Below are 22,548 nucleotides of genomic sequence, written 5' to 3'. Positions count from 1 at the left end.
AGCATGAAATCCTTTAGTCAGCACCGGGGTGTCGTGGCGCCGCTTGACCGCGCCAACGTGGATACCGACATGATCATTCCCAAGCAGTTTTTGAAGTCGATCAAGCGTTCGGGATTCGGCCCCAACCTGTTTGATGAGTTGCGCTACCTGGACGAAGGTAAGCCCGATCAGGACTGCAGCGGCCGGCCTAAGAACCCGGACTTCGTCCTCAATCAGCCGCGTTACCAGAACACCTCGATTCTGCTGGCGCGCAAGAATTTTGGTTGCGGTTCGAGCCGTGAGCATGCCCCCTGGGCGCTGGACGACTTTGGAATCCGGGCGATCATCGCTCCCAGCTTCGCTGAGATATTTTTTAACAACTGCTTCAAGAACGGCCTGTTACCGATTGTTTTAAAAGAGAGCGATGTTGACGTGCTCTTTGCAGAGGTAGGGGCGCAAGACGGCTACGAGCTTGAGGTCGACCTTGAGCGTCAGCAGGTCATCAAGCCTGACGGCGCAGCACTTGGGTTCGAGATCGACGATTTTCGCAAGCACTGCCTGCTCAACGGGCTCGATGACATTGGTCTGACCTTGCAGCACGGCGAAGAGATTCGCGCCTACGAAGCCAGAAGGCGCGAGCAGGCGCCCTGGCTGTTCGGCTCTCGTTAAACTCCCGTAAATATCAGCACAGGTAAGGACAAATCAATCATGAGCAAGCGAATTCTGGTACTGCCCGGCGACGGTATCGGCCCTGAGATCGTTACCGAGGCCTGCAAAGTGCTCGAACGGCTGAAAAGCCTCACCGGGCTCGCGATCGAGATGGAGCAGGGGTTGCTGGGCGGTGCGGCGGTGGATGCCACCGGGGTGCCGCTGCCGGAGGAAACCCTGGCGCAGGCTAAAGCGGCGGACGCCATTCTACTGGGTGCCGTGGGCGGGCCCAAGTGGGATGCGCTGGATCCAGCGATTCGGCCCGAGAAGGGGTTGCTGGGCATTCGCTCCCAGCTGGATCTGTTTGGCAACCTGCGTCCTGCCATTCTCTACCCGCAGCTCGCGGCGGCCTCGACGCTGAAGCCGGAGGTGGTCGCGGGCCTCGATATCTTGATTGTGCGTGAGCTGACCGGCGGCATTTACTTCGGGCAGCCCCGGGGGGTGCGGACGCTGGAGAACGGTGAGCGCCAGGGGTACAACACCTATGTCTACGCCGAGTCTGAAATTCGCCGGATTGCCCGGGTTGCGTTCGAGTCGGCCCGTAAGCGGAACAAGAAGGTCTGTTCCGTGGACAAAGCCAATGTGCTGGAGGTGACCGTCCTCTGGCGGGAGGTGGTGGAAGAGGTCGCCAAGGAGTATCCCGACGTGGAGCTCAGCCACATGTACGTGGACAATGCTGCCATGCAGCTGGTCCGCGATCCCAAGCAGTTTGACGTCATCGTCACCGGCAACATGTTCGGCGATATTCTCTCCGATGCGGCGGCGATGCTGACCGGTTCCATCGGTATGCTGCCCTCGGCGTCCCTCGACGAGCAGGGCAAGGGGATGTATGAGCCTTGTCACGGGTCGGCGCCGGATATCGCAGGCCAGGGTGTGGCCAACCCGCTGGCAACGATTCTCTCTGCGGCGATGATGCTGCGTTACTCCCTGGGCGAGGAGGCCGCGGCCCAACGGATCGAGGTGGCGGTAAGCCGGGTTCTCGACCAGGGCTTGCGCACGGCAGATATTCAGAGTGCCAATACTCGGCGGGTTTCAACCTCCGAAATGGGGGATGCGGTGGCCGCGGCCCTGGAATAAAAGGGCTGATTCGCTGGCGCCCTCCGGTTGCGGGCGGCGCCAATTTACGTAATCCTAAAAAGCTGATGCCGTTTCGGCATTTCGTGTTTTTTTCAAAATAGGACTCCAAGATGCGTGTAGGTTTTGTCGGCTGGCGAGGTATGGTTGGCTCCGTACTGATGCAGCGTATGCTCGAGGAGCGGGATTTTGACTCCATTGATCCCGTGTTTTTTACCACGTCCCAGGTAGGTCAGGCCGGGCCTGATATTGGTAAAGAGATTTCGGCGTTAAAAGACGCAACCAGCATCGACGAGCTGGCCCCCATGGATGTCATCATCTCCTGTCAGGGTGGCGACTATACCAAGTCGGTTTACCCGGCACTGCGCAAGGCGGGCTGGGACGGTTACTGGATCGATGCCGCCTCCTCTCTGCGCATGGAGGATGACAGTATTATCGTGCTGGATCCGGTCAATGGCGATGTCATCGCGCAGGGTCTGGACAAAGGCATCAAGACTTTTGTCGGCGGCAACTGCACGGTAAGTCTGCAGTTGATGGCCCTGGGCGGGCTTTTCAAGGCGGGGCTGGTGGAGTGGATCACCTCCATGACCTACCAGGCCGCCTCCGGGGGCGGGGCTCAGCACATGCGTGAGCTGGTGCGCCAGATGGGGCAGATCCACGGCGCCGTGGCTGGTGCCCTGGATAACCCGGCGGCCGCTATTCTGGACATCGACCGCCAGGTGGCCGAGACCATTCGGGGTGACGGCCTGAGTACGGATCATTTTGGCGTTCCCCTTGCCGGCAGCCTGATTCCCTGGATCGACACTCAGCTGGAAAACGGTCAGAGCCGGGAGGAGTGGAAGGCCCAGGCTGAGACCAACAAGATCCTGGGTCGCCAGGATAACCCGGTGCCGGTGGATGGTACCTGTGTGCGCATCGGCTCCATGCGTTGTCACAGCCAAGCCTTTACCATCAAGCTTAAGCGTGATTTGCCGCTGAATGAGATTGAGGCCCTGATGGCCCAGCACAATGACTGGGTGAAGGTGATTCCTAACGATCGTGAAGTGACCATGAAGGAGCTCACTCCCGCTGCGGTTACCGGTACCATGAGCGTGCCAGTCGGACGGATTCGCAAGCTGAACATGGGGGGCGAATATCTGAACGCGTTCTCGGTAGGGGATCAGTTGCTCTGGGGGGCTGCTGAGCCGCTACGTCGTATGCTCCAGATTTTGCAGCGCGGTTCGGCCTAGGGTTGTCGCGACTGGATTTGAAAAAGCCGGCTACTGGACAGGTAGCCGGCTTTTGTGTTTTTGGCGGTGTAGCTTTTATCTAGGTCAATAAAAAGGGGATTTGCGGTTTTCCCCCCCAGGCCGGGATATTGATTAAAGGCTGTTAATAAATAATACTTTCACCCGCATTCGTATGAGCCTGTCGGGGCTTTGACCACGCTTTTTACGTGGACTCGGTGTGAATTTCTTTATCTACTTCGAACAACGCTTCGAGGCTGTGCACAAAAGGAAGAGAGTATGTTGCGAAAGTTTGCGGTCGGTCTTGCTGCCCTGGGTGCGCTCAACGCTGCTCAGGTCAAGGCGCTCGGCCTGGGTGAGGTGACGGTCCACTCCGCCCTCAATCAGCCACTCGAGGCCGAAATAGACCTGCTTCAGACTCGGGATTTGTCGGCGTCGCAAATTATTGCGGGTCTTGCTGATACCGACGAGTTCTATCTGGCGGGTGTAAAACCGACGGCGGTGCTTTCGGATATTCGTTTTGAGCTCGAAATTCAAGAAAAGGGCGGAAAAATATACCTGAGCACCCGCGAGCCTATTCGTGAGCCCTTTCTTAATTTCCTGGTCGAGGTGAACTGGCCGAGCGGTCGCCTGGTGCGAGAGTACACCGTGCTGCTGGATCCGCCCGTGTTTACCGCCAAAGACCTTGCTCCTCGTGCCGTGCCGCTGCCTCCCACAGCAGCCGCGCCATTGGAACAACCTGTTAAGCCAGCGCTTGACGTCCCGGCAGAGACCACTCCGGCGCCGCAGGCTGCTTCCGTTGCTGATGAGTATCGGGTCGGCAAGCATGACACGCTCTGGTCTATTGCCCTGAAAACACGCCCGGAAAGTAGCATCACGCCCCAGCAGATGATGCTGGCGCTGCAGAAAACCAATCCCGATGCCTTTATCGACAACAATATCAACCGCCTCAAATCGGGTGCGGTGTTGAGGATTCCCAGCGCCGAGCAGGTTGCCATTTTGGGCAGGCAGGAGTCCATTGAGGAGGTTAAGCGACAGAATGTCGCCTGGCGTGGTGAAGGGGAGCAGCAGGAGGCGTCTGCGCAGGGCGAATCCCTGGATGCGGTCGCGGCCTCTGAGGCGGCAGAGGGTGATGCCGGTGAAGCCGAGGAGTCGCGCCTGCGTATCGTCAGTCAGCCCGAGGAGCCTGAAAGCGCTGTCGAGGAGCCCGCGGAACCGGTTGTCGCCGACGAGGCGCAGGCCAGTGACAGCGGTGCCGAGGCTGTTGAGCAGGAGCTGCTGACAAAAAACCGCGAGCTCGAAGAGCAGTTGGTGGTGACCCTGGAGGGGCTCGACAAGGTTGAGCGAGATAACGCCGAGATGTTCCAGCGTCTGGAGCAACTGGGCGAACAGATGGCGTCGATGCAGCGTCTGCTTGAGCTGAAAGATCAGCAGTTGGCCACCCTTCAGGCCGAGCTGCGTGAAGCTCAGACGCAGCCGGCCCCTGAGCCGGCGGGTGCGCTGCAAAAGCTGATGAACACCCCGGCTGTTTTGTTCGGCGGGCTCGGTGCGCTGGTGGCGCTGCTGGCCGGAGGCTTGCTCCTGGCGCGTAAGCGTAAGGCCCAAGAGGAACAGGACGTCGAGGCTGCGATGGCGGAGTTGGATTCGCGGGAGCAGGAGGAGGCGAACGAGCGAACCGCTTCCGATACCAAGGTGGTAGCGGGGGCTGCGGCGGCGTCAGCGGCGGTGGCGGCGGCCCAGGCCGGCCAGGACGATGAGCCGGAGGACCCGTTCGATATCGCGACTGAAGAGATTGCGGACGATGAGTTTGACAGCCTGACCTCTGAGGATCTCGAAGCGTCTCTTGGCGACGATCTGGACATGGATCTTCGAATCGATGAGCCGGTGGAAGAAGACCCTGAAATGGCTGAGTTTGCTGAGTCGTTGCTCAGTGATGATGAGTATGACCTGTCTGTTGATGAGTCGGCGGGCGATGAGATCGAGCCTGCGGTTGATGACGATGCTTTGGAAAGCTCTCTGCACTCTGAGGAGGATGATGACCTGGATTTTGTCCTCGCGGATAGCGCTAGCAGTTCGCTAGAACGGGTTGATTCCGCCGAAGAGGCGGAAGAGGTTGAGTCGCTGGGAGATTTGGATTCTTTCTTTGGCGCTAGTGATGCGGCTGAGAACGCCCTCGAGGCAGAAGCGGCGAGCAGTGGCGACGATGACGGTCAGGTGCTGGACGAGCTGGATGATATCCTGGGCGGGGGTGGCGATGCGTCCGTCGAGGCAAGTGCCGAGGTTGCCGAGGTTGCCGATGACTTCGAAACAATCGCTTCGGAAGTGGTAACAGAGCAGGCCGAGGAAGAGGATGTCGACCTGCTGGGTGGGCTCGATGACATCCTGGGCGAGAGCGACAGTGCTGGCGCGGTCGAGCCCGAGGGGTCTGAAGAGGTCACTGAGGAGGCCGGTGAAGAAGTTTTGCCTGACGCGGCGGAAGCTGGGATTGAGGCTGAGCTTGATGAGCTTTTAGAGCAAGCAGGCGAGCAAAAACTGCAAGATCAAGAACTGCAAGATCAACAGCTGACTGCTGATGTGGTCTCGGAGGGCGGACTGGAAGTTGAGTCCACGGCGTTTCCTGATGCTGCCGAGGCCGAATCTGAGGCCGATCTGGACGCGCTTTTTGCCAGCTTCGATAGCGGAGCGGAAGAGCAGGGCGGTGCCCAGGAAGAGATGGCTGGTCATGACGAGACGCCGGCGGCGGAGGAAGGGTTTACCCTGCAGCTGGACGATGATGATGTCGAAGCGGCACCGGAGGCGTCCGCGGAGCCGGTAGCGCCCCTCGAGGTCATTGAGGAGGCACCGACCGCCTCGGGTTTGCAGCTCGAGGACGATTTCGACGGTGCCGAAGAGCGCGACCTTGAGGCGGAGCTCAACCAGATGCTGGAGCAGGAAGGGAACGCGTTGTCCTTGGAGGAGACCTCCCTGGAGGAGGGTGGTACTGAAACCGATTACCTTGAGGGAGCTGACGAGGTGGGCACCAAGCTGGATCTGGCGCGGGCCTATATCGACATGGATGACAGCGATGGTGCTCGGGATATTCTCCAGGAAGTAATTCGCGAAGGGTCTGCCGAGCAGGTCGAAGAAGCGAAAGAGATGCTGGCAGCATTGAAATAAAATGAATCGAAATGCAGTAACCCAGGAGGCGGCCGGTCCGCCTCCTTTTCGTTATGCGCTGGCGGTAGAGTACGACGGTAGCGCCTACCATGGTTGGCAGAGTCAGCCGGGGGATGTGGCCAGCGTGCAGGGGTGTGTCGAGCGCGCGTTGTCCAGGGTAGCAAACGAGCCAGTCTTCGTGCAGTGTGCCGGGCGCACCGATGCCGGCGTTCACGCCTCCCACCAGGTCATCCACTTTGACACCCATGCCAAGCGCGATGAGCGCGCCTGGGTGCTCGGCACCAATACCAACCTGCCGCGGGATATTGCAATTCGTTGGGCTCGGCCGGTATCAGGCGATTTTCACGCCCGTTTTTCGGCGCTTGAGCGGCGTTACCGGTATGTCATCTACAACGGCCCGGTAAAGCCGGGGCTGCTGCACCGGCAGATGACCTGGACCCATAAGCCGCTGGACGTGGAGCCCATGCGTGCCGCAGCCGCCCACCTTGTGGGGCGTCATGACTTCAGCGCGTACCGTGCCGTTGCCTGTCAGGCGCGCAGCCCTGTGCGCGAAGTGAGGCGCCTCTCTGTGGAGCGCTTCGGGCACCTGGTGGTGATCGATGTCAGCGCCAATGCTTTTTTGCACCATATGATTCGTAATTTTGCCGGTGTGCTGATGAAAATCGGCGCCGGCGAGGCGGATCCCCTCTGGGCTAAGGAAGTGCTGGATGGGCGTGACCGGCGTCTGGGTGGCGTTACCGCGCCGCCGTTTGGGCTGTATTTTGTGGATGCCCGCTATCCGGCTGAATTCGGGCTCCCGGCGTCGGAGTTGGGGCCGGCATTTTTGCCGTTCCTCGACTAACCAAGCGGTCACGCATCTGATAGTATTTGGCTTTTTTGCAGCGGATAAGTATTAGCGTGCGAACCAGGGTCAAAATTTGCGGCATCACCCGGGTCGAGGATGCGCTGAGCGCGGCCGACGCGGGCGCCGACGCAATCGGGCTTGTCTTTTACGAGCCCAGCCCGCGTGCCGTTGGGCTCGAGCAGGCCGCGGCGATTTGCGCACAGCTGCCGCCCTTCATTACTGTCACGGCGCTCTTTGTTGACCCGGAGCCCGAGCTGGTGGCGGCGGTTTGCAGCCGGGTTTCACCGGACCTTCTGCAGTTTCATGGCAAGGAGCCCCCCGAGCAGTGTCGGGGCTACGGGCGACCCTATATCAAGGCGCTGCGGGTCAGGCCCGCGCTGGATCTGCTCGCAGCCGCCAAGACCTATGACGACAGCCGTGGCCTGCTGCTGGATGCGTACCGTCCCGGGGTACCCGGAGGGACCGGCGAAACCTTTGACTGGAACCTGATTCCCCGGCAATTGCCGCAGCCGGTGGTGCTTGCCGGTGGGCTCTGCGAGTTCAACGTGGCGCGGGCAATCAAAGAGGTCGCGCCGTACGCGGTCGATGTCAGCGGGGGGGTCGAGGCAGCCAAAGGCATCAAAGATCCCGCTTTGGTAAAAAACTTTTTGCACGAGGTGCGTTGTGCCGAAAAACATTGATTTCAAGACGCTGATGGACCTGCCCGATACCCAAGGGCATTTTGGTCCCTATGGCGGGCGTTTCGCCTCCGAGACCCTGATGGGGGCCCTCGACGAGCTGGCGGAGCTCTACGAGCGTCTCTGGCACAGTCCTGAGTTCCAGGAAGAGTTTGACCGCGACCTGGCCCATTACGTAGGTCGCCCCTCCCCCCTGTATCATGCCGAGCGGTTGAGCCGTGAGCTGGGCGGCGCGCAGATCTATTTAAAGCGCGAGGACCTGAACCACACCGGGGCGCACAAGGTTAACAACACCATTGGCCAGGCACTGTTGGCCAAGTTCATGGGCAAGCCGCGCATTATTGCCGAGACCGGCGCCGGTCAGCACGGAGTCGCCAGCGCTACGGTGGCAGCGCGCCTCGGCCTCAAGTGTGTGGTCTACATGGGCGCCGAAGACGTTCGGCGCCAGGCTCTGAATGTCTACCGAATGAAGCTTCTGGGCGCGGAAGTGGTGCCGGTCGAGTCCGGTACCCGTACCCTCAAGGATGCACTCAACGAGGCGATGCGGGACTGGGTCACCAACGTCGATGATACGTTCTACATCATTGGCACCGTCGCCGGTCCCCACCCCTATCCCAAGCTGGTGAGGGATTTTCAGTCGGTGATCGGTCGCGAAGCGCGTCGCCAGTGCCTGGACCAGATCGGCCGCCTGCCGGATGCGCTAGTTGCCTGCGTGGGCGGGGGCTCCAATGCGATCGGGCTGTTCTATCCCTTTATTCCCGATGCCGCGGTACGGATGGTCGGCGTCGAGGCCGGCGGTTACGGCATTGAGACGGGTAAGCATGCCGCTCCGCTGTGTGCAGGGCGCCCCGGTGTTTTGCACGGTAACCGCACCTATCTGATGGAGGACGATGCCGGTCAGATCATCGGCACCCACTCGGTTTCCGCCGGTCTCGATTACCCCGGTGTGGGTCCGGAGCATGCTTGGCTGAAGGACACGGGTCGTGCTGAATACGTCGCCATTAACGACGATGAGGCACTGGATGCGTTTCGCACCCTGACCCGGGTGGAGGGGATTATGCCGGCCTTGGAGTCCAGTCATGCCGTCGCCCAGGCCATCAAGATGGCACCGGGCATGCGTCCGGACGAAGTGCTGGTCGTTAATCTGTCCGGAAGGGGCGACAAAGATATTCATACTGTCGCTGAAATCGATGGCATCACGGTATAAAAGGATTCTGTTCATATGAGCCGTATAGAGAACCGTCTGGCTCGGCTTAAAGCCGAGGGTCGCAGTGCCTTGATCCCGTACGTGACGGCGGGAGACCCGGCGCCTGGCGTAACCGTGAATCTGATGCATGCCTTGGTGGAGGCCGGCGCCGACATCATTGAGCTCGGCGTGCCTTTTTCCGATCCCATGGCCGATGGCCCCGTGATTCAGCTCGCCTGCGAGCGGGCGCTGGTTCATGGGGTCACCCTAAAAGATGTGCTCGCCATGGTTTCGCAGTTCCGTGAAACAGATGCCGATACGCCGGTGGTGTTGATGGGCTACACCAACCCGATCGAAGCGATGGGCTACGCTGATTTCATCGAGCGGGCCAAGGTTGCCGGAGTGGATGGCGTGCTGACGGTCGACCTGCCCCCCGAAGAAGCTGAGGCATTCACAGGGCCTCTTAAGCAAGCGGGAATGGATGCCGTGTTTCTGCTGGCACCGACCACCTCCGAGGCCAGGATGCGGTCTATCTGCGAGGCAAGTAGCGGTTATGTCTACTATGTGTCGGTGAAGGGTGTTACCGGCTCGGCCGCGCTGGATGTGGAGGCGGTGGCTGGGCAGCTGGAAAAGATTCGCGCCCAGACCGGTCTGCCCCTCGGGGTGGGCTTTGGAATTAAAGACGGGGCTTCTGCCGCCGCCGTGTCCCGTATTGCCGACGGGGTGATCGTCGGCAGCGTGCTGGTAAATAAAATCGCAGAGCTTGCGAGCGAGCCGGACAAGGTGCCGGCGGCAGTGGCTGCCATCGTCGCCGACATGCGTGCCGCCATGGACCGCGCGTAGCGAAAAGATCGAGAGCATCGAGCGTAACGCCGAGGCCGACCTGAGGCGGCCTCCCCTGGAGAGATTATGAGTAACTGGCTAGATAAAATTGTCCCCTCCCTGATTCGTTCTGAGACTAAGAAGAAGCAGGATATCCCCGAGGGGTTGTGGAAGAAGTGTCCCAAGTGCGAGGCGGTACTCTACCGTCCCGAGCTGGATAAGAATCTCAACGTGTGCCCCAAGTGCGACCACCATATGCGCCTTCGGGCCCGTAAGCGGCTGGAACTCTTTCTCGACCCCGACAACCGGATCGAGATCGGGGCCGATGTAGAGCCGGTCGATCGCCTCAAGTTCCGCGATTCAAAAAAATACAAGGATCGTCTCAGCGCCGCTCAGAAGGGCACCGGCGAAAAGGACGCCCTGGTGGCGATGCGCGGAGAGGTGGAAGGCGTCCCCCTGGTGGCGGTGGCCTTTGAATTCAGCTTTTTGGGCGGTTCCATGGGAGCGGTGGTCGGTGAACGTTTCGTGCGGGCGGTCAACGTCTGTCTCGAGCAGCGTCTTCCCCTGATCTGTTTTGCTGCCAGCGGCGGTGCCCGTATGCAGGAAGCGCTCTTTTCGCTGATGCAAATGGCCAAGACCAGCGCCGCGCTGGAGAAGATGAAAGCCGAGGGCATTCCCTACATTTCCGTGCTAACCGACCCCGTTTTCGGGGGCGTGTCGGCGAGTCTGGCAATGCTGGGAGACCTCAACGTTGCCGAGCCTAACGCGTTGATCGGCTTTGCCGGTCCCCGCGTCATTGAGCAGACGGTACGCGAAAAGCTGCCCGAAGGCTTCCAGCGCAGTGAGTTTCTCCTGGACCACGGGGCGGTGGATATGATTCTACCCCGGGAGCAGATGCGCGAGCGCTTGGCGGCGATTTTGCGTAAGCTGCAATCCTTGCCCGCTGCCTGATCCTGCTGCCCCTGCATAGATGGCTGTGGAATTTTCATCCCTTTCCGAGTGGCTCGCCTTTATCGAGGCGGTCCACCCGGTGGAAATCGAGCTGGGACTTGCGCGTACCCGGGCGGTCGCCGAGGAGCTGGGGTTACTGGAGACCTCTGGCCCCAAAGTGATCACCGTGGCCGGGACCAATGGCAAGGGCTCGACCGTCGCTTACATGGGGGCGATGCTGAAGGCGGGCGGATACCGTTTCGGTGCCTATACCTCGCCCCATTTTCTGCGCTACAACGAGCGGGTGCAGCTCGACGGAGAGGCCGTCAGCGATGCCCTGTTGTGCGAGGCGTTCAGCTGCGTCGAAGCGGCGCGTGACCGTTGCAATGTTTCCCTGACCTATTTCGAATACGGCACCCTGGCGGCGCTCTGGATTTTTCGTCAGCAGCCGCTGGATGTGGTGCTGCTTGAAGTGGGGCTGGGCGGGCGCCTGGATGCGGTGAATGTCATCGATCCCGACGTGGCGGTGGTGACCACTGTCAGCCTTGATCACGAGGCGTGGCTGGGAGCAGATCTTGAACAGATCGGTCTGGAGAAGGCCGGTATTTTCCGCGCCACTGCGAAAGCCGTGCTTGGAGACCCCGGACTGCCAGCCAGCGTCGCGGCGAAAGCCAGATCGCTGGGTGTTGAACCGCTGGTTCTGGAGCAGGATTTCGGGCGCCGGAAGGGGGTGGAGGACTGGTGCTTCTACGGTGTGGATCAGTCGAATGCTGCGCGGTCGATTGGTGCGATCGGTGAGCCCCGGCTTCCCGAGGAGAATGCTGCCACCGCCATCCAGGCCCTGCTGTCTGCCGGTCTGGCGCTGTCTGATGAGGCTGTGCGCACCGCAGTGAGCCGGGCCCGCCTGACCGGTCGCTGGCAGGAGTGTGCCTATCATGGTCGAAAACTGGTGCTGGATGTTGCTCACAACCCGCAAGCGGCGGCCTACCTTGGCGCCCGCTTGGCACGGGAAGAGGGGACTACCCGTTGCGTACTGGGAATGCTTGATGACAAGGACGTGCGTGGTTGTATTAAAGCCTTGGCCCCGCACGTGACAGATTGGTGTCTGGCGTCCCTGGGTGTGCCCCGGGGGCTCCCTGCGACGGTCCTGCTGGATGCTTTGCAGCAGACGGATAGTGAGGCGCTAGCGACTTGTCATGACACCGTCGATGAGGCTCTTGATAGGGCGGTGGCGGAAAGTGCGGCCGGGGAGCGAATTCTGGTCGCCGGTTCTTTCTTTACCGTGGCCGGCGTCTTGGCCCGGCTGGAGCAAGAACAGTGACCCCACAGCGTAAGCAGCGGATACTCGGTTTTGTGGTGTTGCTCAGTGTAGCGGCGATTTTTCTGCCCATGCTGCTGGACGGTGAGGGTTATCGACAACGGCAGCTGAATACCGAAATTCCCCCGGCCCCCGAGGCCCCTCCCTGGGCGGAATTCGAGCCGGAAACGACGCCGCTGGAAGAGACAACCGACCTGGCGCCGCCCCGGCCGCAGCCCGATCCGGCGCCGGTGGTGGCGACCACGCCGAAAGCCGTCGAAGCACCCGCTGCCTCCGAAGTGTCGCCCGCCGTTCCGACCGAGGCCCTGCCGCTGGAGACCGATCCACCGGTGCTCGACACCCAGGGGGTTCCGGTGGCCTGGACCTTGCAATTGGCCAGTTTTCGCGATCATGGCAACGCCAGCAAGTTGCAAGCCCGCCTGGTCAAGGCAGGATATAAGGCCTACCTCCGGCAGAAATCGGAGCTGACCCAGGTTTTTGTCGGGCCTGACGTACAGCGCAGCAGCGTCGAGCAGCTTCGTCAGCGGCTTAAGCGGGATTTTAACCTCGACGGATTGGTGCTGCGCTTTCGCCCCTAGTGCTTGGGCATGACCGGGGGCTCTGTTAGAATTCGCAGCCGTCGCCATTGAGAGATATCACATGAACTGGGCAGACTGGGTTATCGCCGTCCTGATCGGCGTCTCCGCATTGATCAGCCTGAAGCGGGGCTTTGTCAAAGAGGCGCTTTCGTTGCTCACCTGGGTGGCGGCCTTTGTTATCGCCCGCTTGTTTACCGATCAGCTCAGTGCGGTCCTGGCCGGATACATCGATACCCCTTCGGCGCGTGTGGTGGCCGCTTTCCTGCTCTTGTTTATCGCCACCCTGTTTGCCGGCGCGCTTTTAAACAATCTGATCAGCGCCTTGGTGCGGGCCACCGGGCTGAGCGGCACAGACCGGGTGCTGGGCATGGTTTTCGGGGCGGCCCGGGGCGGCTTGATCGTGGTGGTGGCGGTGGCGCTGCTGGGCATGACTCCGGTGATTCAGGATCGCTGGTGGAGCGAATCCACGCTGATTCCCCATTTCCAACTCATGGAAGACTGGACCCGGGATGTCGCTTCGGGGGCATCTAGCCTGATTCTGAATATCGGTCGCTGATTGAGCGTTTTATAATATTTGCCCAGTGACGTCGGGGGTTGCAAAAAGCGGTCTGTCAAAGCCCGTTTTTTATAAATCCTGATTCTCGCAGTTGATGAGGTGCATTTAATGTGCGGCATAGCAGGCATCGTTGCCAAATCCAACGTTAACCAGACTTTGTTCGATGCGCTGACGGTGCTGCAGCACCGGGGCCAGGACGCGGCCGGCATGGTCACCTGCCAGGAGAGTCGTTTCCACCTGCGCAAGGACAACGGGCTGGTGAACGAAGTCTTCCGCACCCGGCACATGCGGCGGTTGCTGGGCAACATGGGCATCGCCCACGTGCGCTATCCCACCGCGGGCAGTTCCAGCTCTGCCGAAGCCCAGCCTTTCTACGTGAACTCTCCGTACGGAATTGCCCTGGCCCACAACGGCAACCTCACCAACGCCAAGGCGCTGGCTGAGGACATCTTCCGCACCGACCTGCGCCATATCAATACCAACTCCGATTCGGAGGTGCTGCTCAATGTCTTCGCACACGAGTTGCAGCGGCTGGGAAAGCTGCAACCTTCCGCCGATGATATTTTCACCGCTGTAGAACAGGTCCACAAACGCTGTCAGGGCGGTTACGCGGTGATCGGCATGATTACCGGCTACGGCGTCCTGGCGTTCCGCGATCCCAACGGTATCCGGCCGGTAGTTTACGGCAAGCGCGAGACACCCCAGGGGGACGAGTACATGGTGGCCTCGGAAAGCGTGGCGCTGGATAGCTGCGGCTTCACCCGGGTGCGGGATCTTGCTCCTGGAGAAGCGATCTACATCACCCGTGAAGGGGAGGTGCATACCCGCCTTTGCGCCACCCAGACACAACTGCGCCCCTGTCTGTTCGAATTTGTCTACCTGGCCCGTCCGGACTCCATCATCGATGGCATCTCCGTTTACAAGGCGCGTCTGCGGCAGGGAGAGCTGCTGGCCGAGAAGGTGCTGCGCGAGCGGCCGGATCACGACATCGATGTGGTCATTCCCATTCCCGACACCAGCCGCACCGCGGCTATGGAGATGGCCAACCGGCTGGGGGTCAAGTTCCGCGAGGGCTTTATCAAGAACCGCTACATCGGCCGCACCTTTATCATGCCGGGCCAGGAGCTGCGCGAGCGCACCGTGCGCCGCAAGCTCAACCCCATTGAGCTGGAATTTCGCGACAAGAACGTGATGCTGGTGGATGACTCCATCGTCCGTGGCACCACATCACGCCAGATCGTGGAGATGGCCCGGGAAATGGGCGCCAAGAAGGTCTATTTCGCCTCCGCGGCGCCGGCGGTGCGCTACCCCAACGTCTACGGCATCGACATGCCTTCGGCCAGCGAGCTGATTGCCCACGATCGCACGGACGAGGAGGTCGGGGAGCTGATCGGTGCCGACTGGATGCTCTACCAGGACCTCGAAGACCTGATCACTTCCACCCAGGGCGGTGATGCGCGCATTACCGAGTTCGACTGTTCCGTGTTCGATGGCCGCTACGTTACCGGGGATATCGACGATGCTTATCTCGCAGAACTCGATGCCCAGCGCAATGACGCGGCCAAGCAGGACAGTCCGCAGGTCGACAGCGACGAGACCAACAACCTGCACAACAAGCTTTGAGAGCCGGCCATGAGCGACCAGATTAAAGCCCCCAAGTGGCGGCTCGATTCCGACCTGCGCGAAACCGATTTTGAGACCCTGGCGGTTCGCGGTGGCCACTACCGCACGGCCGAGGCCGAGCACGGTGAGCCCATTTTCACCACCTCAAGCTTCGTATTTGAGAGCGCGGCCCAGGCCGCAGCGCGCTTCGGCGGTGACGAGGAGGGCAATATCTACTCTCGCTTTACCAACCCCACGGTGCGGGTTTTCGAGGAGCGCATTGCGGCCCTGGAAGGCGGCGAGCGGGCCGTGGCCACGTCGTCGGGGATGGCGGCCATTCTCAGTCTGGGTCTGGGCTTGTTGGAGCAAGGGGACCATGTCCTGTGCTCCTACAGCGTGTTTGGGTCTACCGTATCCTTGCTGGAAAAGTACTTCACCCGCGCCGGTATCACTACCAGCTTTGTCGACCCCACCGATCTTGAGGCTTGGCGCCAGGGCATGCGTCCCAACACCAAACTGCTGTTTCTGGAAACGCCCTCAAACCCGTTGGCCGAAGTGGCGGACATTCGCGCCATTGCTGATGTTGCCCACGCAGGCGGTGCCTGGCTGGCGGTCGACAACTGCTTCTGCACGCCCGCCTTGCAGCGCCCCTTGGCGCTGGGCGCGGATATCGTGGTGCACTCTGCCACCAAGTTTCTCGACGGTCAGGGCCGCTGCGTAGGCGGGGTGGTGGTCGGCCCCGATGCGCTGATGGAAGAGGTCTACGGGTTTGTGCGTACCGGCGGCACCTGCCTCAGTCCGTTTAACGCCTGGGTCTTCTTCAAGGGGCTGGAAACCCTGAAGCTGCGGATGGATGCCCAGAGCCGTAGCGCCCATGCCTTGGCCGAATGGATGCAGGAGCAAGGCGGGATCAGTCGCGTCTACTACGCGGGGCTGGCTTCCCACCCCCAGCACGAGCTGGCCAAGACGCAGCAGAGCGCATTCGGCGCCGTTCTCGCTTTTGAGGTCGAGGGGGGGCAGGCAGCCGCCTGGCGCTTTATCGACGCTACCCGGATGGTCTCCATCACCGGCAACCTGGGCGACACCCGCACCACCATCACCCACCCGGCAACCACCACCCACGGCCGCCTGAGTCCCGAGGCGCGGGCCGAAGCGGGCATCGGTGATAACCTGATTCGCCTCTCCGTGGGGCTGGAGGCGCAGGCCGATATTCAGCAGGACCTAGCGCGGGGGCTGCAGGCGCTGTAAAAACCGCCGGAGGTTTTTTGCGCCCGGGTGAAAAATTGACCGGGCGCAAAAAAAGGTTTTAGCCTTCCCATCCGTGCTTTACATCTTCATGCAGGCGCGTAATATCCCTCCCATCAAAAAGAACAACTTCCCAATTCCCCGCCTGTTGTAATCGAACTGGATGTTCCCGCCACCCGCGAAGGGGGCTTTGCTTTTGGATAACGGCGTTACAGGCGCCCCTATTCCCGTGCAGCAATAGCAGAGGAACTCATGCTTAAGCAATTGACGTTGGCCCAGCGTATCTGGCTGCTGGCCATACTTTCTATCGTGATTTTCGCCGCGACCTACCTGGTGGAGGTGCTTAACAAGCGTGAAGAGCTGATGGCCTTCAAGCAGGACCATATCCGTGGTGAGGTTGAGACCGCCCACGCGGTGTTAAAAGGGTTCGCCGAGCGGGCCGCCGCCGGGGAGCTGTCGGAGGCCGAGGCCAAGGAAGCGGCCAAGCAAGTCGTCGCCAGCCTGCGTTACGACAGCGGCGAGTACTTCTGGATCAATGACATGACGCCGCGGGTGGTGATGCATCCGATCAAGCCGGCGCTTAACGGCACGCCGGTGGGCGATGTGGCGGACAAAAAGGGCAAGCGCCTCTACAGCGAGTTCGTACGCGTGGTGCGGGAGCAGGGCGCCGGTTACGTCGACTATTACTGGCCGCGTCCAGGCAGCGACGAGGCCGTGCCCAAACTCTCCTACGTGAAGGGGTTTGCACCTTGGGGCTGGGTCGTGGGCACCGGCGTCTACGTTGATGACGTGGATCAGGCTTTCCGCGCCCAGCTGATGAGCCGGCTGCTGATGCTGGGTACTGTCTTGTTGCTGCTTCTGGGTCTCTCCTTCCTGATCTGCAACAGCATTATCCGGCCCCTGCGGCGGACTACGCGCGCGATGCACGATATCGCCGCGGGTGATGGTGACCTCACTGTGCGGATGGACGCAGACGGCCGCGATGAGCTCTCCGAACTGGCCGCCGGCTTTAACGCCTTCGCGGAGAAAGTTCAGCACACGGTGCTGCAGATGCGGGGCATCGGTGAGCACCTGGTCTCCTCTGCCGAGGATATGGCAGTGGTCACCGAGCAAGCCAACCAGTCCCTGGGCATCCACCAGGAAGAGACCCACCAGGTGGCGACGGCGGTCCATGAGATGAGCGCCACCGTGGCGGAAGTGGCGAAGAACGCTGCCGATGCAGCGGCTTCCGTACAGGCGGTGCGTGAGCGCGCCCTGGACGGGCAGACCGTGGTTCGCGAGAGTGTTACCTCGATTAACCGCTTGGCCGAGAGCGTTGACGAAGCGGCGCAAAGCATCCAGGTCCTGGAGTCCGAGGTGCAGAATATCGGCGGCATTCTGGATGTCATCCGCTCCATCGCCGACCAGACCAATCTGCTGGCCCTGAACGCGGCCATCGAGGCGGCCCGCGCCGGGGAGCACGGGCGGGGCTTCGCGGTGGTCGCCGATGAGGTACGCACCCTGGCCCAGCGCACTCAGGAGTCCACCGAAGAGATTCAGGGGATGATTGAGCAGTTGCAGACCGGGGCGGGCAAGGCGGTGAGCACCATTCGTTCTGGCCGCGAGCAGGCGGAGATCAGCGTGACCCAGGCCAACACCGCCGGGGAGGCGCTCAACGTCATCACCGATGAAGTGCTCAAGGCGGCGGACATGAATACCCAGATCGCCTCGGCCACGGAAGAGCAGAGCGCCACCGTGGAGATGATCAACCAGAACGTCAACAACATTAACCAGGCCTTCACGGAGACCGCCGGCGGCGCCGATCAAGTGGCCCGTTCCGGGGTGCGGTTGAAGGAGCTGGCGGACGATCTGCATCGCTTGTTGGGGCAGTTCAAAGCCTGATACAATCGCCGTTCTTTGGAAATAAAAGGCACCGCTTAGCAGCGGTGCCTTTTTGGTTTCGGCGACACCCAGCGGGGGTGTCGCAGGCGTTGAGAATGCGTGATGTCCGACCGTTCATTTGCCGCTGCCAGCCTGCTGGTGGCCATGCTGCTTTGGGCCAGCTCTTTTGTGGCGCTCAAGTTTGCTTTCCGTTACTACGACCCGATGCTGGTGGTCTTTGGCCGTATGCTGGTGGCGACACTCTGTTTCGCGCTCGTCTGGCGCTGGCTGCCACGACCCGCCTACCGCCCTGGCGATGCGCTGCTGCTGTGTTTGATGGTGCTGAGCGAGCCCTGTCTGTATTTTCTTTTCGAGGCCCGCGCCCTGGAGCTGACCAGCGCCTCCCAGGCCGGGGTGATCACCGCTATGCTGCCGTTGCTGGTGGCCATGGGGGCGTTCGTCTGGCTGCGTGAGCGGCTGGACCCCATCGCCTGGGCCGGTTTTGCCCTGGCGATGCTCGGCGCGGTATGGCTTAGCCTCGGCGCCGACAGCCAGGAATCGGCGCCAGCCCCCCTGCTGGGCAACTTCTTTGAATTCTGCGCCATGGTCTGCGCCACCGCCTATACCCTTTGTCTGAAGCGCCTGAGCGGCCGTTACTCCGCCTGGCTGCTGACCGCATTCCAGGCGTTTGCCGGTGCCTTGTTTTTCCTCCCCTGGGCGCTGGTGGCGAGCTGGGAGCAGCCGCCCGCGTACTCCGGTCCCGGGCTGGCCGCGATCATCTACCTGGGGACGCTGATCAACATCGGTGCTTACGGCCTCTATAATGTGGCAGTAGCCCGGATCAGCGCGAGTCAGGCCTCGGCTTTCGTCAACCTGATCCCGGTGTTTACCGTACTGTTGGCCTGGTGGCTGCTGGGTGAGCAGCTGAACGTTGAGCAGTGGCTTGCCGCCGCCCTGGTAATCGGGGGCGTGTTCCTGAGCCAAATGAAGCTAACCGCGCGGGCGGCGAGCGTGGCGGGATAACCGGCGCCAGCCCCCACCCGGATCTGTTCAGGCCGCCGCTACCGCAAACTGAGGAGAGGACGGATGAGCACGCACGCCTTGGCACTGGATGTGTACGGCACCCTTGTCGATCCCCTGGAGGTCAAGCATAAGCTGCAGGGCCTGGTGGGAGAGCAAGCCGAAGAGCTGGCGGCCGTGTGGCGTCAGAAACAGCTGGAATACAGCTTTCGCCGCGGCCTGATGGATCTCTACGAGGACTTTTCGGTCTGCACCGCCCAGGCGCTGGATTATGCCCAGGACCACTGTGGGGTCAGCCTGGCAGCGGAAGAGCGACAGCAGCTGTTGGAACAATACCAGGAGCTTGCCCCGTTCCCTGATGTCATTCCAGCCCTGGAAACCTTCGCCGCCCAAGGTTACAAGAAGGTCGCTTTCTCCAATGGTCACCCTGACCAGGTACGTCAGCTCCTGAGTTACGGCGGCGTGCTGGCCCATCTCGACGGGGTGATCAGCGTGCATGAAGTGGAAGTCTTCAAGCCTGCGCCCAGGGTCTATCAATATCTCCTTGATCAGCTTGGGACGCCCGGTGACCGCACCTGGTTGGTTTCCAGCAATCCGTTTGACGTGATTGGCGCCAAGGCTGCCGGCCTCAGGGCCGCCTGGGTTAAGCGTGCCCCCGGGGCGCTGTTTGATCCCTGGGGCATCGAGCCGGATCTGGTGGTGGCCGACCTCAAGGAACTCGCCCAACGCCTGGGTACCTGATACCCGCTTTTCCAGGAGCCGGGATGCACGTACAAGATAAGCCGCTCAAAGCCTACCCCTGGTGGCTGAAACCCTTTTTCTGGAGCCAGAAACGCCGCTATGGGCAGGTGTTGAAGCCGGGGTTGCTGTGGGCCCGGGTTCCGCGGCTGTTCGCCGCCGTGGCGCTGCTTTATGGCGTGCTCGATCGGCGCCGTTCGCCGGTGGACCCGGTGCTCCGTTCGCTGGTCACGGTGCGCGTCTCCCAGATCAACCATTGTGCATTCTGCGTCGATATTAACGGGGCGACCCTGGCGCGGCGTGCAGGGACCGAGGACAAAGTGGCTGCTCTGGCCGGGTGGCGGGAGAGCACGCTGTTCGATGCCCGCGAACGGGCGGTGCTGGCGTACGCCGAGGCGATGACCTACACCGACCGGGATGTCGGCGCCGGGCTGGTGGCGACACTCCGTAACTACTTCGACGATGACGGGCTGGTGGAGCTCACCGGGTTGATTGCGTTCCAAAACCTATCCAGCAAGTTCAACGCGGCCTTGGACGTCGCGCCCCAGGGGTTCTGTCAGGTGCCCGGCCTGACAGACGGTTTTGACGACGGCGCTCCCCCCGAGCGGCGTTGAAGGGGGAGCGCTCATGGGGAATAGCCGCCGTAATGGGCCTCATAAACGGGGCGGCTGGCTGCTCATCATCGGGCTTTGGCTGGGCTTTGCAGCCCTCAGTCAGGCGCAAGGCCAGGGCCAGGAGCAGGAGCAGGAGCTGCTCTGGGTCCTTTACGATACGCTCTTGCAGACTTACGTCAGTCGCCACCGCAGTGAGGGGGTGGAGCTGGCCTGGGTCGATTACAGCGGGCTGAGGCAAGATCCGCGCTTTCAACAGTTGCTCGCTGGATTGGCGGCCTATCCCGACGCGGCCCTGCGGGCGCGCGAGGCGCGCTTGGCCTTCTACATCAATGCCTACAATATCCTGGCGATCAAGGTGGTGCTGGATCACTGGCCGCTTGCGAGCATCAAGGACGCCGGCCCCTGGTACCGTTCGGTGTGGGATCTGGAAGCCGGAGAGGCGGCGGGGGAGCTGCTATCGCTGGACCAGATCGAGCATGAGCGCCTGCGCGTTCTGGGCGAGCCCCGCATCCACTTCGCCATTGTCTGCGCCTCCTTGAGCTGCCCGGACCTGCACACCGAAGCCTACCGGCCTCAACACCTGGACAGGCAGCTGGACGATCAGGCCCGTCGCTTTCTCAACAACCCCACCAAGGGGGTGAGGGAGGATGCCGACGGCTTTTGGGCTTCAAAAATTTTCGACTGGTTTGCTGATGACTTTCAGCCGCAGGGCACGCTTAACTACATTGTGCGTTATCGGCCCAAGCTCACGCCCGTGTTGAAAGGCTATCTGGATTACGACTGGTCCCTGAACGGGGAGTAGCGGCATTCTGTCAGGGGTGTATCCTGCGCAATTGAACTGTGTTGTTTACCGGAGCCCGATGTGACCCGAACGTCCGCCCCTGTTTCTACGGTTGCCGATTTTGAACGGGAGCTGTTGCCTGGACTCCGCCGGCGCGATGAGGCGAGTTTTAACCGCCTGGTGGCGGCGTATTATGCCCCCATGCGTTCCCTGGCCAGCACCATCGTGGGTGAATCCATTGCCGACGAGGTGGTGCAGGAAGCCTGGATTTCGGTTTACCGCGCCCTGTCCGGCTTTGAAGGACGCTCAAGCCTTAAAACCTGGATTTTGCGGATCACCGCCAATGAGGCCAAGACCCGATTGCGCCGCGAAAAGCGCTATACATCCCTGGAACAGCTGCAGGGAGACAGCGGGACTCTGCTGGCCGACCGCTTTGCGGACGACGGGCACTGGCAGCGTCCGCCGGTGCAGTGGCACGCGGACGCACCGGATGCATTGCTGACCAACGCGGAGATGGGGCGGTGCATCGAGCAGACGCTGCATCAGTTGCCGCCGCTCCAGCAGGCTGTGTTCACCCTCAAGGACCTGGAGGGCAGCGGGTTTGATGAAATCTGTAATATCCTCGAGATTTCGGCCTCTAATGCCAGGGTTCTGTTGCACCGGGCCAGGGTTCGTTTGTTTGGCAAAATTGAACATTTTCAGGAGACGGGCGAATGCTGAAATGCGAGCAAATTGCTGAAAAAGCCAGCGCCTACGTGGATGGTGAACTGGGCTTCTGGGCGGCCCTGCAGTATCGCCTTCACTTGGCTATGTGCCGTCCCTGCCTGCGTTTCGTTCGCCAGTTTCGCCGCACAATTGAAATGGTGCGCCGGCTGCCCTGCTCACCGGTTGAGCAGGCTAAGATCGACGCGGTTGCTCAACGCCTCGATAGTCTGGAGAAGCGCGAGTCGCCGCCAGGATGATGCTCTCCCCGGGGCGCGTTGCTTGACGCTCATCAAAGGCTTGCGCTGCGCCTTAGGCTATAGTCAGCTGTAGTCCGTGTCCGGTGTCGCTGCCCGGGGATCAGTTTTCAACGGGAGTTGTAGGCATGATGCCTTTGATGAACGAGCTGCACGAAGATCACCAGCATATCCGTTCGCTCCTGACTCTGTTGCGCAATAAGCTCGGGACCGTGGCGCTGGGACAGCCGGTCAATTTTAAGTTGATGGCCGAGGCGGTGGATTACCTGTGCGACTATGCCGACCGTTTCCATCATCGCAAGGAGACCCGGGTGTTTGAGTTTTTGCGCCGTTGGTACCCGGAGTCGACGGCCCAGGTGAACCGTCAGTTGCACGAGCACGTGGAGCTGGAAGCCGCCACCGCGCAACTGCGCCAGACGCTGGGAAGAATTAAATCCGGGGATGCCGTTGCCGAGAAGGACTTCCCCCCTCACCTGGAACGCTTCATGGATAAACAGCTTCGGCACCTCACGCGGGAGGAGGAGCGCTTATTTCCGCTGATTGAGCGCACCCTGACACCCGATAACTGGCTTCACTTCCAGGCGACGGCCCCCGAGCTTGACCGCACTGGCGAGCGACAGCTCGCCGAACGCTACCAGGCCCTCTGCGAGGCGCTGATCAAGGATCTGCACTGAA

General features: G+C 61.2%; 22 protein-coding genes. All 22 read left to right on the top strand.

All coding sequences use genetic code 11. From position 1 onward, the window contains the following. The first annotated feature begins 3 nt into the window (after positions 1 to 3). Positions 4 to 648, top strand: coding sequence for a 3-isopropylmalate dehydratase small subunit (gene leuD / locus JGZ97_RS13270; RefSeq protein WP_207063121.1), 645 nt, complete (start codon positions 4 to 6; stop codon positions 646 to 648). 39 nt (positions 649 to 687) lie between these two features. Then, on the top strand, positions 688 to 1,764 hold the full coding sequence (gene leuB / locus JGZ97_RS13265) for a 3-isopropylmalate dehydrogenase (RefSeq protein ID WP_207063120.1): 1,077 nt from the start codon (positions 688 to 690) through the stop codon (positions 1,762 to 1,764). Positions 1,765 to 1,874: 110 nt separating this feature from the next. Then, positions 1,875 to 2,990, top strand: coding sequence for an aspartate-semialdehyde dehydrogenase (asd, locus tag JGZ97_RS13260; protein WP_207063119.1), 1,116 nt, complete (start codon positions 1,875 to 1,877; stop codon positions 2,988 to 2,990). Positions 2,991 to 3,266: 276 nt separating this feature from the next. Next, the gene (locus tag JGZ97_RS13255) at positions 3,267 to 6,143 is read left to right on the top strand and encodes a FimV/HubP family polar landmark protein (RefSeq protein ID WP_207063118.1); all 2,877 of its coding nucleotides are present in this window, start codon (positions 3,267 to 3,269) and stop codon (positions 6,141 to 6,143) included. A 1-nt stretch (position 6,144) separates the two neighbouring features. Continuing rightward, positions 6,145 to 6,984 carry a tRNA pseudouridine(38-40) synthase TruA gene (gene truA, locus JGZ97_RS13250; protein WP_207063117.1) on the top strand — a complete coding sequence of 280 codons (840 nt, stop codon included), beginning with the start codon at positions 6,145 to 6,147 and terminating at the stop codon, positions 6,982 to 6,984. A 56-nt stretch (positions 6,985 to 7,040) separates the two neighbouring features. Further along, the gene (locus tag JGZ97_RS13245) at positions 7,041 to 7,667 is read left to right on the top strand and encodes a phosphoribosylanthranilate isomerase (protein WP_207063116.1); all 627 of its coding nucleotides are present in this window, start codon (positions 7,041 to 7,043) and stop codon (positions 7,665 to 7,667) included. Positions 7,668 to 7,680: 13 nt separating this feature from the next. After that, positions 7,681 to 8,871 carry a tryptophan synthase subunit beta gene (gene trpB / locus JGZ97_RS13240; RefSeq protein WP_207063171.1) on the top strand — a complete coding sequence of 397 codons (1,191 nt, stop codon included), beginning with the start codon at positions 7,681 to 7,683 and terminating at the stop codon, positions 8,869 to 8,871. 15 nt (positions 8,872 to 8,886) lie between these two features. After that, entirely contained in the window at positions 8,887 to 9,693 is an 807-nt protein-coding gene (gene trpA, locus JGZ97_RS13235) for a tryptophan synthase subunit alpha (protein ID WP_207063115.1), read from the top strand. Positions 9,694 to 9,759: 66 nt separating this feature from the next. Further along, positions 9,760 to 10,623, top strand: coding sequence for an acetyl-CoA carboxylase, carboxyltransferase subunit beta (accD, locus tag JGZ97_RS13230; RefSeq protein WP_207063114.1), 864 nt, complete (start codon positions 9,760 to 9,762; stop codon positions 10,621 to 10,623). A gap of 25 nt (positions 10,624 to 10,648) precedes the next feature. After that, positions 10,649 to 11,923: a bifunctional tetrahydrofolate synthase/dihydrofolate synthase gene (gene folC, locus JGZ97_RS13225; RefSeq protein WP_370584065.1), complete on the top strand. Its 1,275-nt coding sequence runs from the start codon at positions 10,649 to 10,651 to the stop codon at positions 11,921 to 11,923. Beyond that, on the top strand, positions 11,920 to 12,498 hold the full coding sequence (locus JGZ97_RS13220) for an SPOR domain-containing protein (protein ID WP_207063112.1): 579 nt from the start codon (positions 11,920 to 11,922) through the stop codon (positions 12,496 to 12,498). The genes folC and JGZ97_RS13220 overlap by 4 nt, the downstream gene beginning before the upstream one ends. A 61-nt stretch (positions 12,499 to 12,559) precedes the next feature. Beyond that, positions 12,560 to 13,054: a CvpA family protein gene (locus JGZ97_RS13215; protein ID WP_207063111.1), complete on the top strand. Its 495-nt coding sequence runs from the start codon at positions 12,560 to 12,562 to the stop codon at positions 13,052 to 13,054. A gap of 108 nt (positions 13,055 to 13,162) precedes the next feature. Next, positions 13,163 to 14,677, top strand: a complete 1,515-nt coding sequence (gene purF / locus JGZ97_RS13210; RefSeq protein WP_207063110.1) for an amidophosphoribosyltransferase — start codon at positions 13,163 to 13,165, stop codon at positions 14,675 to 14,677. 9 nt (positions 14,678 to 14,686) lie between these two features. Beyond that, positions 14,687 to 15,904, top strand: coding sequence for an O-succinylhomoserine sulfhydrylase (locus JGZ97_RS13205; protein ID WP_207063109.1), 1,218 nt, complete (start codon positions 14,687 to 14,689; stop codon positions 15,902 to 15,904). A gap of 249 nt (positions 15,905 to 16,153) precedes the next feature. Further along, on the top strand, positions 16,154 to 17,782 hold the full coding sequence (locus JGZ97_RS13200) for a methyl-accepting chemotaxis protein (protein WP_207063108.1): 1,629 nt from the start codon (positions 16,154 to 16,156) through the stop codon (positions 17,780 to 17,782). Positions 17,783 to 17,884: 102 nt separating this feature from the next. Then, the gene (locus JGZ97_RS13195; protein ID WP_207063107.1) at positions 17,885 to 18,784 is read left to right on the top strand and encodes a DMT family transporter; all 900 of its coding nucleotides are present in this window, start codon (positions 17,885 to 17,887) and stop codon (positions 18,782 to 18,784) included. Positions 18,785 to 18,847: 63 nt separating this feature from the next. Then, positions 18,848 to 19,522: a haloacid dehalogenase type II gene (locus JGZ97_RS13190; RefSeq protein ID WP_207063106.1), complete on the top strand. Its 675-nt coding sequence runs from the start codon at positions 18,848 to 18,850 to the stop codon at positions 19,520 to 19,522. A 23-nt stretch (positions 19,523 to 19,545) separates the two neighbouring features. Next, complete coding sequence (locus JGZ97_RS13185; protein ID WP_207063105.1) at positions 19,546 to 20,133, top strand: carboxymuconolactone decarboxylase family protein; 588 nt, start codon at positions 19,546 to 19,548, stop codon at positions 20,131 to 20,133. Between the two features lie 13 nt (positions 20,134 to 20,146). After that, positions 20,147 to 20,935 (top strand): DUF547 domain-containing protein, encoded by a 789-nt coding sequence (locus tag JGZ97_RS13180; protein WP_207063104.1) that lies wholly within the window; start codon positions 20,147 to 20,149, stop codon positions 20,933 to 20,935. Between the two features lie 60 nt (positions 20,936 to 20,995). Continuing rightward, entirely contained in the window at positions 20,996 to 21,634 is a 639-nt protein-coding gene (locus JGZ97_RS13175; RefSeq protein WP_370584064.1) for an RNA polymerase sigma factor, read from the top strand. Next, positions 21,628 to 21,876 (top strand): anti-sigma factor, encoded by a 249-nt coding sequence (locus tag JGZ97_RS13170; protein ID WP_207063103.1) that lies wholly within the window; start codon positions 21,628 to 21,630, stop codon positions 21,874 to 21,876. The genes JGZ97_RS13175 and JGZ97_RS13170 overlap by 7 nt, the downstream gene beginning before the upstream one ends. Positions 21,877 to 22,001: 125 nt before the next feature. Continuing rightward, positions 22,002 to 22,547, top strand: coding sequence for a hemerythrin domain-containing protein (locus JGZ97_RS13165; RefSeq protein ID WP_207063102.1), 546 nt, complete (start codon positions 22,002 to 22,004; stop codon positions 22,545 to 22,547). The last annotated feature ends 1 nt before the right edge of the window (position 22,548 follow it).

The organism is Motiliproteus sp. SC1-56 (genome assembly GCF_017309075.1).
In the GTDB taxonomy this organism is placed as follows: domain Bacteria; phylum Pseudomonadota; class Gammaproteobacteria; order Pseudomonadales; family Balneatricaceae; genus Motiliproteus.
Note: the sequence above shows the minus strand (reverse complement) of the source record. Positions and strands in the feature narration are given on the sequence as shown.

What these genes read in the sequence shown, in the direction of transcription:
- JGZ97_RS13255 (WP_207063118.1), top strand. Translation starts at nt 3,267, where the DNA reads ATGTTGCGAAAGTTTGCGGTCGGTCTTGCTGCCCTGGGTGCGCTCAAC.
- JGZ97_RS13215 (WP_207063111.1), top strand. Translation starts at nt 12,560, where the DNA reads ATGAACTGGGCAGACTGGGTTATCGCCGTCCTGATCGGCGTCTCCGCA.
- JGZ97_RS13165 (WP_207063102.1), top strand. Translation starts at nt 22,002, where the DNA reads ATGATGCCTTTGATGAACGAGCTGCACGAAGATCACCAGCATATCCGT.
- leuD (WP_207063121.1), top strand. Translation starts at nt 4, where the DNA reads ATGAAATCCTTTAGTCAGCACCGGGGTGTCGTGGCGCCGCTTGACCGC.
- leuB (WP_207063120.1), top strand. Translation starts at nt 688, where the DNA reads ATGAGCAAGCGAATTCTGGTACTGCCCGGCGACGGTATCGGCCCTGAG.
- asd (WP_207063119.1), top strand. Translation starts at nt 1,875, where the DNA reads ATGCGTGTAGGTTTTGTCGGCTGGCGAGGTATGGTTGGCTCCGTACTG.
- JGZ97_RS13200 (WP_207063108.1), top strand. Translation starts at nt 16,154, where the DNA reads ATGCTTAAGCAATTGACGTTGGCCCAGCGTATCTGGCTGCTGGCCATA.
- JGZ97_RS13195 (WP_207063107.1), top strand. Translation starts at nt 17,885, where the DNA reads ATGTCCGACCGTTCATTTGCCGCTGCCAGCCTGCTGGTGGCCATGCTG.
- purF (WP_207063110.1), top strand. Translation starts at nt 13,163, where the DNA reads ATGTGCGGCATAGCAGGCATCGTTGCCAAATCCAACGTTAACCAGACT.
- JGZ97_RS13180 (WP_207063104.1), top strand. Translation starts at nt 20,147, where the DNA reads ATGGGGAATAGCCGCCGTAATGGGCCTCATAAACGGGGCGGCTGGCTG.
- JGZ97_RS13185 (WP_207063105.1), top strand. Translation starts at nt 19,546, where the DNA reads ATGCACGTACAAGATAAGCCGCTCAAAGCCTACCCCTGGTGGCTGAAA.
- truA (WP_207063117.1), top strand. Translation starts at nt 6,145, where the DNA reads ATGAATCGAAATGCAGTAACCCAGGAGGCGGCCGGTCCGCCTCCTTTT.
- trpB (WP_207063171.1), top strand. Translation starts at nt 7,681, where the DNA reads ATGGACCTGCCCGATACCCAAGGGCATTTTGGTCCCTATGGCGGGCGT.
- JGZ97_RS13205 (WP_207063109.1), top strand. Translation starts at nt 14,687, where the DNA reads ATGAGCGACCAGATTAAAGCCCCCAAGTGGCGGCTCGATTCCGACCTG.
- JGZ97_RS13170 (WP_207063103.1), top strand. Translation starts at nt 21,628, where the DNA reads ATGCTGAAATGCGAGCAAATTGCTGAAAAAGCCAGCGCCTACGTGGAT.
- trpA (WP_207063115.1), top strand. Translation starts at nt 8,887, where the DNA reads ATGAGCCGTATAGAGAACCGTCTGGCTCGGCTTAAAGCCGAGGGTCGC.
- accD (WP_207063114.1), top strand. Translation starts at nt 9,760, where the DNA reads ATGAGTAACTGGCTAGATAAAATTGTCCCCTCCCTGATTCGTTCTGAG.
- JGZ97_RS13190 (WP_207063106.1), top strand. Translation starts at nt 18,848, where the DNA reads ATGAGCACGCACGCCTTGGCACTGGATGTGTACGGCACCCTTGTCGAT.